This window comes from Massilia varians, assembly GCF_027923905.1.
GTDB classification, from domain to species: domain Bacteria; phylum Pseudomonadota; class Gammaproteobacteria; order Burkholderiales; family Burkholderiaceae_D; genus Telluria; species Telluria varians_B.
Genome location: NZ_AP026966.1, coordinates 2,839,621 through 2,852,099 on the forward strand (window position 1 = coordinate 2,839,621; position 12,479 = coordinate 2,852,099).

The window sequence follows — 12,479 nt, forward strand, 5'->3', positions numbered from 1 at the left end:
TACGCCTTGCCCTGAAGGCTTTGTTAGACGCTCTTAAGGCCTGATCCTCAGGCCGCTTTCTCGGCCACCAGCAGGTTCAGCACCGCCCGGGCAGCCGCCGGCAGTTCGCTGGCCGTCATGCCGATCGGGCCGACGCCGTGCGCCACCAGGAGGTCCGCCGCGGTGCCGTGGATCCAGCAACTGCCTGCCGCCGCTTCCCATGCGGGCCAGCCCTGCGCCAGCAGCGCGGCGCAGATCCCCGCCAGCACATCGCCGCTGCCGGCGGTCGCCAGGCCCGCGTTGCCGGTGGGGTTGATCAGGAGCGCCCCGTCCGGGTGCGCGATCACCGAACCCGACCCCTTCAGGATCACCGTCGCCTTGGCGCGCGCCGCCAGCTCGCGCGCGGCCGCCAGGCGGTCCGCCTGGACCAGTGGCGCGGTGGTGCCGAGCAGGCGCGCGGCTTCCAGCGGATGCGGGGTGAGCACGGCAGGGCCGGCGCGCTGCGCCAGGCGTGCCAAGAGGTCGGGGCTGGCGCCGATCAGGGTGAGCGCATCGGCGTCGATCACCAGGGGGCTGTCGCCGTCCAGCGCCTTGGCCAGCAGCCGCATGGCCGTTGCCGAGCCTCCCATGCCGGGGCCGATCGCCAGCGTGCGCCCGTCGAAGTCGAATTCCTCGGCCAGCCGGAACATGATCTCCGGCTGCACGCTGTCGTAGGCCGGGCCGGGATCGATCATCGCGACGAAGGTCCGGCCGGCGCCGGCAAACAGGGCGCCGCGCGCGGCCAGCACCGGCGCGCCGGCCATGCCGTGGGCGCCGCCGACGATGGCCACGTCGCCGAAGCTGCCCTTGTGGGTGTTTTGCCGGCGCGGCTCCAGGCGATGGGCAAAGCTGTCGGCCGACCCGAGGCGGGCGGCGGGAGCCGGGAACAGTTCCGGGGCGACGCCAAGCGCCTCCACCCGCACCTGCCCGGCATGGTCGCGTCCATCCGCCGTGTGCAGGCCCGGCTTGTCGCCCAGGAAGGTGATGGTGTGGGTGGCGCGCACCGCGATGCCGTCGGGGCCGATCACGGCGCCGGTGTCGGCGTCCAGTCCGCTCGGCACGTCCAGCGCCAGGATCGGGCAGCGCAGCGCGTCGAGCGCGGCCACCAGTTCGCGGTATTCGCCCTCGATCGGGCGCGTCAGGCCGATGCCGAACAGGCCGTCCACCACCAGGCCCCATTGCGCCTCAGGGGGCAGCATGTCGATGAAGCCGACCGTGCCGCCCCGTGCGCGTTCGTGCGCGCTCGCGGCTTCCTCCGTGCTTTCGCGCTGGCCGGGCAGGTGCAGGACGGTCGCATCGACGCCGGCGCCGGCGAGCACCGCTGCCATTTCCAGCGCATCGCCGCCGTTGTTGCCCGGGCCGGCCAGCAGCAACACGGGCAAGTCGCGCTTGGCGCCCAGCAGTTCGAGCGCAAACTTCGCCGCCGCTTCGCCGGCGCGGCGCATCAGTGCGCCGGGTTCGAGCTGCGCATAGGCGGCCCGTTCGATCGCGCGCAGTTGCGCGACGGTGTACAGGTGATTGTCCATGATGCCATTGTCATGCATTTTCGCCAAAACAGTCGCGCGCCCGGACTACAATAAGCGTTTTGGATCGCGCGGCAAGGGAGTATGTACATGGACTGGCAGTTCTGGATCGATCGCGGCGGCACCTTCACCGACATCGTGGCGCGCAGGCCCGACGGGCAACTCGTGACCCACAAGCTGCTGTCCGAGAACCCCGAACAATACCGCGACGCGGCCGTGGCCGGCATCCGCCACCTGCTCGGCGTGGCGCACGATGCGGCGCTGCCGGTGGCGCAGATCGAGGCCGTCAAGATGGGCACGACGGTCGCCACCAATGCGCTGCTCGAGCGCAAGGGCGAACCGACCGTGCTGGCCATCACCCGGGGCTTTCGCGACGCGCTGCGCATCGCCTACCAGAACCGTCCGCGCCTGTTCGACCGCCATATCGTGCTGCCGGAACTCCTGTACGCGGAGGTCGTCGAGATCGACGAGCGCATCGGCGCGCACGGCGAGACCGTGCAGCCGCTGGACGAAGCCGCGACCCGGGCCGCCCTCCAGCAAGCCTATGATCGCGGCCTGCGCTCGATCGCCATCGTGTTCATGCACGGCTACCGCTACACGGCGCACGAGGCGGCAACGGGCCGCATCGCGCGCGAGATCGGCTATACCCAGGTGTCCAGCTCGCACGCGGTCAGTCCCCTCATGAAACTGGTCGCGCGCGGCGACACCACCGTGGTCGACGCCTATCTGTCGCCGATCCTGCGCCGCTACGTCGACGAAGTGGCGGCCGAACTGCCGGGCGTGAACCTGCAGTTCATGCAGTCCAGCGGCGGTTTGACCGATGCGCGCGCCTTCCAGGGCAAGGACAGCATCCTGTCCGGCCCCGCCGGCGGCATCGTCGGCATGGTGCGCGCGAGCCAAGCGGCCGGCTTCGAGCGCGTGATCGGCTTCGACATGGGCGGCACCTCGACCGACGTCTCGCATTTTTCCGGGGAGTTCGAGCGCGTGTTCGAGACCCAGGTCGCCGGGGTACGCATGCGCGCGCCGATGATGAGCATCCACACGGTGGCCGCCGGCGGCGGCTCGATCCTGCACTTCGACGGCACCCGCTACCGGGTCGGCCCGGACAGCGCCGGCGCCAATCCGGGCCCCGCCAGCTACCGCCGCGGCGGACCGCTCGCGGTCACCGACTGCAACGTCATGCTCGGCAAGATCCAGCCGCGGCACTTCCCGCGCCTGTTCGGCAGCAGCGGGGGCGAAGCGCTCGACCTGGATGCCGTGCGTGCAGGCTTTGCCGCGATGGCCGAGCACATCGGACAGGCGACGGGCGACAAGCCCGCGCCGGAAGCGGTGGCGGAGGGCTTCATCCAGATCGCGGTCGGCAACATGGCCAACGCCATCAAGCAGATCTCGGTGCAGCGCGGCCATGACGTCACCGAGTATGCGCTGACCAGTTTCGGCGGGGCCGGCGGCCAGCATGCCTGCCTGGTGGCCGACGCGCTCGGCATGAAGACAGTGTTCATCCATGCGCTGGCCGGCGTGCTGTCGGCCTACGGCATGGGCCTGGCCGACCAGGCCGCAATGCGCGAGCAGGCGGTCGAGTTGCGCCTGCAGGATGCCGGCCTGGACGCGCTGGGCGAGCGCCTGGCCGCCCTCGGGGCCACTGCCCGCGACGATCTGCTGGGGCAGGGCGTGGCGCCCGGCCGCATCGCGCTGGTGTGGCGGGTGCACCTGCGCTACGAAGGCACGGATTCGGCCATCGTCGTGCCCTTCGGCGAGTTAGACGCCATGCAGGCCGCGTTCGAAGCCGCCTACAAGCGCCGCTACTCTTTCCTGATGCCGGCGCGCGCGCTGGTGGTGGAGGCGGTCTCGGTGGAAGCCATCGGCCGCGCCGAGGCGCCGGTCGAGGCGGCCGCGCAAGCGGCGTCGAACGGCGCGCGGCCGGCACCAGGCGAAACGGTGCGCATGTATAGCGGCGGCGCCTGGCGCGACACGGGCATCTTCCTGCGCGCCGACATCTGGCCGGGCGACCTCGTACGCGGGCCGGCGATCATCGCCGAAGCGAATGCGACGACGGTGGTGGAGCCGGGCTGGCAGGCGCAGGTCACGCCGCACAATCACCTGGTGCTGCGCCGCGTCGAAGCGCTGCCCGAGCGGCGCGCGCTCGGCACCACGGCCGACCCGGTGATGCTCGAGATCTTCAACAACCTGTTCATGTCGATCGCCGAGCAGATGGGCCTGCGGCTGCAGAACACGGCGTACTCGGTCAACATCAAGGAACGGCTCGACTTCAGCTGCGCGATCTTCGATGCCGACGGCAACCTGGTGGCCAACGCCCCGCACATGCCGGTGCACCTGGGCTCGATGGGCGAGAGCATCAAGACCGTGATGCGCAAGAACGCCGGGCAGATGAAGGCGGGCGACGTCTACGTGCTGAACGATCCCTACAACGGCGGCACGCACCTGCCGGACGTCACGGTGATTTCGCCGGTGTTCGACAAGGCCGGCCGTGAAATCCTGTTCTATGTCGGCTCGCGCGGCCACCATGCGGACATCGGCGGCACCACGCCGGGTTCGATGCCGCCGGATTCGTGCCACATCGAAGAAGAGGGCGTCCTGATCGACAACTTCAAGCTGGTCGACGGCCTTGATGGCGTGCTGCGCGAGCAGGAAGCGCGCGCGCTGTTGACAGGCGCACGCTACCCGGCACGCAATCCGGACCAGAACATGGCCGACCTGCGCGCGCAAGTCGCGGCCAACCAGAAGGGCGTCGAGGAGCTGCACAAGATGGTCGGCTACTATGGACTGGACGTCGTGCGCGCCTACATGGGCCACGTCCAGGACAATGCCGAGGAAGCGGTGCGCCGCGTGATCTCGGCGCTGAAGGACGGCCGCTACAGCTACGACCTGGATAATGGCGCGCGCATCGAAGTGGCGATCCGGGTCGACCGGGACACGCGCAGCGCGGAGATCGACTTCACCGGGACCTCCGGTCAGCTGCCCAACAACTTCAATGCGCCTTCGAGCGTCTGCATGGCGGCGGTGCTGTACGTGTTCCGCACCCTGGTCGACGACGAGATTCCGCTCAATGGCGGCTGCCTGAAGCCGCTGAAGGTGATCATCCCGCCAGGCTCGATGCTCAACCCGCACTATCCGGCCTCGGTGGTCTCGGGGAACGTCGAGACCTCCACCTGCATCACCAACGCACTGTACGGTGCGCTCGGTGTGATGGCCGCCAGCCAGGGCACCATGAACAACTTCACCTTCGGGAACGCGCGCTACCAGTACTACGAGACCATTTCGGGCGGCTCGGGCGCCGGCGCAGGTTTCGACGGCACCGACGTGGTGCAGACCAACATGACCAACTCGCGCCTCACGGATCCTGAGATCCTGGAGTTCCGCTTCCCGGTGCGGCTGGAGAGCTACGCCATCCGCCACGGCTCCGGCGGGGCGGGGCGCTGGCATGGCGGCAATGGCGGCACCCGCAAAGTGCGCTTCCTGGAACCGATGACGGCGGCGATCCTGTCGAACAACCGCATCCATGCGCCGTTCGGCATGGCCGGGGGCTCACCCGGCGAGCGCGGGCGCAATACCGTGCTGCGGGCCGACGGGACGGTCGAGACCCTGGGGCATATCGGCAAGGTGGACATGGAACCGGGCGACCTGTTCGTGATCGACACGCCGGGCGGCGGCGGCTACGGTGCGTGAACAAGATATTACAATGACAAACCACCCCACCCGGCTGCGCCTCGCCCTGGTCGCCGCCATGCTGTTCATCGCATACCAGATGCCGCAGGGCGTCGGCAAGCCTTGGCTGATGCTGCTGTTCCCGTTTCTCGCATGGTGGGGCTCGCGCCTGCTCGGATTCGGCGGCATGCGCGCCTGGCATCTGGATGCGCGGCCCGGCTGGCTGCGGCTGCTGGCGCTGGGACTCGGGTTGGCGCTGCTGGCCAAGCTTGGGGCAGTCGCGGTCGGCACCTATGCCGGCGTCTACACCGTCGCATGGACGGGCGGCCCCGGCGGCATAGTGTTGCTGGGGACGCTTGGCTTTCTCGCCTTCTCGACCTTCGTCGCATCGACGGCGGAAGACATCCTGACGCGCGGCCTGGTACTGCGCGCCTTCCCGAACCTGGGCTGGATCTTCATCCTGGTCTCCGCCGGGCTCTACGTCCTGAACCACATCTACCGACTGCATAAGGGCCCGTTCGAGTGGTTCATGCTGTTGTGCTTTGGTCTCGCCTACGCGGCGGCCTTGTGGCGCACGCGCTCGCTGTGGGCGGCGGTGGGCCTGCACTGGGGGTGGAACCTGGCCAACGGTCTTCTCGACAGTGTTGCGGACGTGGGCGTCGTGCAGCCCGCGCTGGCGCCGTTCTATTCGTCGGCGGCGCACCTGGCGATGCTGGCTTGCGTGCTGGCCTGGATGCGTCCATCCGGCGCGCGCCTGGTAGCGGCGGGGGAGGCGCAGGGAGCGACTTGAAGCCTTGCGTGGCAGGTGTGCCGTTTCAGGTCGAGATGCCGTACTTGCGCTTGGCCTGCTGGAGTTCCTCGGTCAGCGCCGCCAGGCGCGGATGCCCCGCATCCATCGCCCTCAAGCGTTCGATCTGCTCGCCGGCCACTTCGCCAAGCGCATGATCCCAGCCCAGCTCGTTCACCTGGCGCAGGATGCCGCCCGCCACCGCCACCATCACCTGCAGGTTGCCGGGCGCCATGTGCAGCGCCTCGAGCAGGGTCTGCACCGCGCCGCGCACGTCGCCCATGTTGCGCTTCTCGTCCGCCACGCCGAGCAGGATCTGCGCCTGGGCGCGCAGCTGCTGGCCCATACCGTCGGCGAGGTCGGGCCGGCCGGCGCGCACGAACACGCCCATCGCCTGGTCCAGCGTCACCGCGCCCGACGCATCGCCCATCACGCTCAGCATGACCTCGGAGGCCTGTTCGTCCATCCGGTGCTCGAGGCAGGCCTGCGCCAGGCCGATCTTCAGGTTGGGCGACAGGCCGCTGCTGGTGCGCGCGGCGCTGGCGGCATGCGAGAGCTCGGCGACGGCGGCGCTGAGGTTGCCGGTCTTTTCCAGCAGCAGGGCGCTCGAATAGGCCTTGCACGCATCGACGTTCGCGCTGCCGCGCATCGAGCGTTCCAGGTCGCGGATCACGCCGCCGGCGCCGGCCACGTCGCCGCGCGTCACCAATGCCCTGACCAGGTTGACGTGGTCCTCGGGATTGCGAAATTCCGAGTAGCGCGCCTTGCTCACCACCTGCTTGAAGGATTTTTCAGCGGCCTCGGCATCGCCGTTGTCCAGCGCGACTTCGCCGAGCTTGCGCAGGCGGCGCACCATGTGCGGGGAGATCGCCACGGCTTCCTCCAGCACCTTTTGCGCATCGAGGCTGCTGCCCAGTTGCTCGTGGCAGCGCGCCAGCAGGTCGTAGGCCGCCATCAGGCGCGGATTGGCCTGCACCAGCGCCGCCAGCGTATCGCGCGCCGCCTCGACCTCGCCCTGCGCGAGCATGGCGCGCGCCAGGCCGAGGCCGGCCCAGCCGAGCGGACGCTCGGCCAGCACGTCGCGGTAGATCGCGCCGGCCTGGCCGTGCTCGCCGATGGCGACGTGCAGCTCGGCCTTCAGGCGCAGGAAGTCGAGCGCGTAGCGCGGACTGGCGATCGCCGCGGTGGCGCAGGCGCGGATCGCGTCAAGCGATTTACCCTGCGCGGCCAGCTGCCAGACCGGGAGCAGGGCGGTGCGGCGCTCCAGCGCGCGCTTGATGCGGGTGCTCAGCATCTCCACCGTGAACGGCTTGAGCACGTAGTCGGTCGGAGTCAGCTCGGCGGCGCTGACGACCTTGTCGTACACGCCTTCCGAGGTGAGCATGATGAAGATGGTCGACGCCGTGATCAGGCGGTGGTGGCGCAGGTCTTCCAGCAGCTGCTGGCCGTCCTGGCCGTCGCCCGCCGGGCCGCCCAGGTCGTATTCGCACAGGATGATGTCATAGGCGCGCTTGGCGAGCTGCTTGATCGCGGTGCCGGCATTGACCGCCGACTCGATCCTGGTGATGCCGGCCTGGTTCAGCATGTTCTGCAGGCTGCCGCGCATGCCCTGGCTGGGATCGACGATCAGTACCGTGAGGTTGGCGTTTTCTTGCATCTTCCGTCCTGTGCGGTGCCCGTGCACCTATTGTAATTATCTAGCCCTTACAATACCGATAAGTTCCTACAGGATCAAGAAATGTCCGTTCTACAAGGTTCGGACTGGTAGGAATGCAACGCTGCCTAGGGAGCCTGTATAATAGCGGGCTATCTTCCACCCTAGCAGCGACGCTGCATCAACCAACTTCTCAGCCATGTTGATTCTGCCGGGTTCCAACGCCCTGTCCGCCTTCCGTAGCCAACGCCTCCTGTCGCAACTCCAAGCCGTCGCACCATCGATTGCCGCAGTCCAGGCCCGCTTCTATCACTTCATCGACAGCAGCGCAGCGCTGGCTACTGACGATACCGAGCGCCTCACCGCCATGCTCACCTATGGCGAACCCGCGGCGCAAACCTTGTACGAAGGCGTGACCGAGGAATTCTTCGTGATTCCGCGCCTGGGCACGATCTCGCCGTGGGCTTCGAAGGCCACCGACATCGCCCACAACTGCGGCATGCAGCACGTGCACCGCATCGAGCGCGGCGTGGGTTATACCGTCGTGCTCAAGGGCGGCATCCTCGGCACCGGCATTGGCGCGCCGAAGAAGCTGGCCGAGAACGAAGTGGCCCAAGTCGCCGCACTGCTGCACGACCGCATGACCGAGACCGTGTTGCGTAACGCCGACGAGGCGCAGCGCCTGTTCGACGAACTCGAAGGCCGTCCGCTCGAGACCGTGGACGTGACCGGGCAGGGCCGCGATGCCCTGGTGCGCGCCAACCTCGAACTGGGCCTGGCGATGTCGGCCGACGAGATCGACTACCTGCACGACGCGTTCACGAAAGCGCAGCGTAATCCGACCGACGTCGAGCTGATGATGTTCGCGCAGGCGAACTCGGAACACTGCCGCCACAAGATCTTCAACGCCGACTGGATCATCGACGGCGTCAAGCAGGACAAGTCGCTGTTCGGGATGATCAAGAACACCCACCAGCTCAACCCGCACGGCACCGTGGTCGCCTACAGCGACAACTCTTCGATCATCGAGGGCGCCACCGTGACCCGCTTCTTCCCCCGTCAAGGGCAGGAATACGCGCCGTCGACCGATCTGGTGCACACCCTGATGAAGGTCGAGACCCACAACCACCCGACCGCGATCTCGCCGTTCCCGGGCGCCTCCACCGGCGCCGGCGGCGAAATCCGCGACGAGGGCGCGACCGGCCGCGGCGCCAAGCCGAAGGCGGGCCTGACCGGCTTCACGGTCTCGAACCTGGCGCTGCCGGACGCCCGGCGTCCCTGGGAAAACGCGTCGGACGTGACCGCCGGCGAAGCGGGGCGCGTGGATGCCGTGTACGGCAAGCCGGAGCGCATCGCCTCGCCGCTGCAGATCATGATCGACGGCCCGATCGGCGGCGCCGCCTTCAGCAACGAGTTCGGCCGCCCGGTCCTGGGCGGCTACTTCCGCTCCTACGAGCAGAACGTCGGCGCGGCCGGCAACGTGTACGGCTACCACAAGCCGATCATGATCGCCGGCGGCATCGGCAACATCTCCGCCGAGCACACCCACAAGGACGAGATCCCGGTCGGCAGCCTCTTGATCCAGCTGGGCGGCCCGGGCATGCGCATCGGCATGGGCGGCTCGGCCGCGTCCTCGATGGCCACCGGCACCAACACCGCCGACCTGGACTTCGACTCGGTCCAGCGCGGCAACCCGGAAATGGAGCGCCGCGCCCAGGAAGTCATCAACGGCTGCTGGCAGATGGGCGCCGACAATCCGATCATCTCGATCCACGACGTGGGCGCGGGCGGCCTGTCGAACGCCTTCCCGGAAATCGTCAACGACGCCAAGCGCGGCGCGCTGTTCGATCTGCGTAAAGTCCCGCTGGAAGAAAGTGGGATGGCGCCGAAGGAAATTTGGTCCAATGAGTCGCAAGAGCGATATGTGTTGGCGATTTCGCCAATCGACCTTGAAAAATTTGCATCGCTGTGCGAGCGCGAGCGCTGTCCGTACGCAGTCGTGGGCACCGCCACCGAAGAGCGCCAGCTGCGCGTGATCGATCCCGACGCAGGCAACAACCCGGTCGACATGCCGATGGACGTGCTGCTCGGCAAGCCGCCCAAGATGCTGCGCGAGGTCGAGCACGTGAAGTATGACTTCCCGGCGATCGACCTGACCGGCATCGAGCTGGCGGAGGCCGCGCGCCGCGTGCTCTTGAGCCCGACCGTGGCCGACAAATCCTTCTTGATCACCATTGGCGACCGCAGCGTGGGCGGCATGACCGTGCGCGACCAGATGGTCGGCCCGTGGCAGGTGCCCGTCAGCGACTGCGCCGTCACCGCCATGTCCTATGAAGGCTTCCTGGGCGAAGCGATGGCGATGGGCGAGCGTACCCCGCTGGCCGTGATCGACGCCGCCGCCTCGGGCCGCATGGCCGTCGGCGAGGCGATCACCAACATCGCGGCCGCCGCCATCGAGCAGATCGGCGACATCAAGCTGTCGGCCAACTGGATGGCGGCCTGCGGCCAGCCGGGCCAGGACGCCGCGCTGTTCGACACCGTCAAGGCGGTCGGCATGGAGCTGTGCCCGGCGCTGGGTGTGTCCATCCCGGTCGGCAAGGATTCGCTGTCGATGCGCACCACCTGGAACGACGACGGCGCCAACAAGTCGGTGATTTCGCCGGTGTCCCTGATCGTGTCCTCGTTCGCGCCGGTAGCGGACGTGCGCCGTTCGCTGACGCCGCAGCTGCGCACGGACCTGGGCGACACCGCCCTGGTGCTGGTCGACCTCGGCCGCGGCAAGAACCGCCTGGGTGCATCCATCCTGGCGCAGGTGTTCCAGCAGATCGGCGACAGCGTCCCGGACGTGGATGCGGCCGAGGACCTGAAGGCTTTCTTCGACGCCGTGCAGCGCCTCAACAAGGAAGGCAAGCTGCTGGCCTACCACGACCGTTCGGACGGCGGCCTGTTCGCGACGCTGTGCGAGATGGCCTTCGCCGGCCGCGCCGGCGTGTCGGTCAACCTCGACATCCTGACCATGGAAGGCGAGCACGCGTCCGACTGGGGCGACGCCAAGAACTGGGCTACCCAGGTGGGCGAGCGCCGCAACGAGATGACCCTGCGCGCGCTGTTCAGCGAGGAGCTGGGCGCGGTGCTGCAGGTGCGCGCGGACGACAAGCAGGCCGTGATGGCCGTGCTGCGCGAGTTCGGCCTGGGCGCCTGCAGCCACATCATCGGCAAGCTCAACGACCGCGCCTTGATCGAATTCACCCGTGACGCCAAGCTGATCTACAGCGAGAAGCGGAGCCTTCTACACCGCCTGTGGAGCGAGACCAGCTGGCGCATCGCGCGCCTGCGCGACAACCCGGACTGCGCCGACCAGGAATACGATCGCCTGCTGGACGAGAGCGATCCGGGCCTGTCGCCGAAGCTGACGTTCGACCTGAGCGAGAACGTGGCGGCGCCCTTCATCGCGACGGGCGTGCGTCCGCGCGTGGCGATTCTGCGCGAGCAGGGTGTGAACTCGCACATCGAGACCGCCTGGGTCATGCACCAGGCCGGCTTTAGCGCCGTCGACGTGCACATGAGCGACCTGATCGCCGGCCGTGCCAGGTTGGCGGACTTCCACGGCGTGATCGCCGTCGGCGGCTTCTCCTACGGCGACGTGCTGGGCGCGGGCGAGGGCTGGGCCAAGACCATCCTGTTCAACCCGCAGCTCTCGGATCAGTTTGCCGCCTTCTTCGCGCGCCAGGACACCTTCGGCCTGGGCGTGTGCAACGGCTGCCAGATGCTGAGCAACCTGAAGTCGATTATCCCGGGCGCGCAGGCGTGGCCGAAGTTCACCCGGAATAAATCCGAACAGTTCGAAGCGCGCTTCGGCATGGTGGAGGTGCTGGACTCGCCGTCGATCTTCTTCGACGGCATGGCCGGCACCCAGGCGCCGCTGGCGATCGCCCACGGCGAAGGCTTCGCCGACTTCTCGCTGACCGGCGACATCGGGCAAGTGGTGAAGTCGCTGCGCTACGTCGACAACCGCGGCCAGGCGACCGAAACCTATCCGTTCAATCCGAACGGTTCGCCGGGCGGCCTCACCGCCGTCACCACCGAGGACGGCCGCTTCACGGCGATGATGCCGCACGCCGAACGCGTGTTCCGCACCGCCGTGCACTCGTGGGCCCCTAGCGGCTGGCCGGACGAATCGCCGTGGATGCGCATGTTCCGCAATGCCCGCAAGTGGGTCGGCTGAGCGGCTGAACCCATCACAAGAAGCGCCTCCGCGGAGGCGCTTTTTTTATAAGCGGATCGCTTCAGGTTGCCCAGACGGGCTGGTCCGGCGTGCCGTTGCCGACCGGGGCGGGTTGGCCGCCTCCGGCGCCCGCCGTGTCGTCGGTGGCGCCGCCAGCGCCTGCACCGGCACCGGCACCGGCACCTGCGCCCGTATCGCCTTCAGGGACGTGACCGGCGCCGGCGCTGCCGCCGCCCGCGCCCGGGGCCGGGCTGGTCTGGGGATCGGCGCCGCCGCGTCCCGCACTGCCGCGGCTGGTCTGGGGCGCACCGGCCGGCATCGCGTTCGCGTCCGGCGGCGATGCGAGGAAATCGCCCTGCTGGCTGTCGCCGCCGTGGGCGCCGCCCGTGTAATGGCCGGCATTCGACTGCAGGCTGCCTGCGCCAGGATCCTGGGGCGGCACCTCGTACTGCCACAAGCCCCCCTGGGACGCGTTCTGGCCGTCCTGGCCGGCGGGTGGGGCTTTCGCTTGTTCCTTGTCCATGTCGTCCTCCTGTGGATCGAACGGCCCGATTGTAGCCGTCAAGGGAAAAGACGGGCGCGATGGAGGGCGCACCCTTGGGGAGA

General features: G+C 68.5%; 6 protein-coding genes. 3 read left to right on the forward strand and 3 right to left on the reverse strand.

Annotated elements, in window-relative coordinates; translation table 11 throughout:
- Positions 1 to 47: 47 nt before the first annotated feature.
- Positions 48 to 1,544 carry an NAD(P)H-hydrate dehydratase gene (locus MasN3_RS12865; RefSeq protein ID WP_281907549.1) on the reverse strand — a complete coding sequence of 499 codons (1,497 nt, stop codon included), beginning with the start codon at positions 1,542 to 1,544 and terminating at the stop codon, positions 48 to 50.
- Between the two features lie 87 nt (positions 1,545 to 1,631).
- On the opposite strand from MasN3_RS12865, the gene MasN3_RS12870 reads away from it, so the two are divergent.
- Both MasN3_RS12870 and MasN3_RS12875 read left to right on the forward strand, forming a co-directional pair.
- Positions 1,632 to 5,228 (forward strand): hydantoinase B/oxoprolinase family protein, encoded by a 3,597-nt coding sequence (locus MasN3_RS12870; RefSeq protein WP_281907550.1) that lies wholly within the window; start codon positions 1,632 to 1,634, stop codon positions 5,226 to 5,228.
- A gap of 13 nt (positions 5,229 to 5,241) precedes the next feature.
- Positions 5,242 to 5,997: a CPBP family intramembrane glutamic endopeptidase gene (locus tag MasN3_RS12875; RefSeq protein WP_281907553.1), complete on the forward strand. Its 756-nt coding sequence runs from the start codon at positions 5,242 to 5,244 to the stop codon at positions 5,995 to 5,997.
- Between the two features lie 25 nt (positions 5,998 to 6,022).
- Here the strand turns inward: MasN3_RS12875 and MasN3_RS12880 are convergent, their stop codons facing one another.
- The gene (locus tag MasN3_RS12880) at positions 6,023 to 7,651 is read right to left on the reverse strand and encodes a tetratricopeptide repeat protein (RefSeq protein WP_281907554.1); all 1,629 of its coding nucleotides are present in this window, start codon (positions 7,649 to 7,651) and stop codon (positions 6,023 to 6,025) included.
- 196 nt (positions 7,652 to 7,847) lie between these two features.
- Between MasN3_RS12880 and purL the strand changes: the two genes are divergently transcribed.
- Positions 7,848 to 11,873 carry a phosphoribosylformylglycinamidine synthase gene (gene purL, locus MasN3_RS12885; RefSeq protein WP_281907557.1) on the forward strand — a complete coding sequence of 1,342 codons (4,026 nt, stop codon included), beginning with the start codon at positions 7,848 to 7,850 and terminating at the stop codon, positions 11,871 to 11,873.
- Between the two features lie 61 nt (positions 11,874 to 11,934).
- On the opposite strand, the gene MasN3_RS12890 is transcribed toward purL, so the two are convergent.
- Positions 11,935 to 12,438 carry a hypothetical protein gene (locus tag MasN3_RS12890; protein ID WP_281907558.1) on the reverse strand — a complete coding sequence of 168 codons (504 nt, stop codon included), beginning with the start codon at positions 12,436 to 12,438 and terminating at the stop codon, positions 11,935 to 11,937.
- Between the last annotated feature and the right edge of the window lie 41 nt (positions 12,439 to 12,479).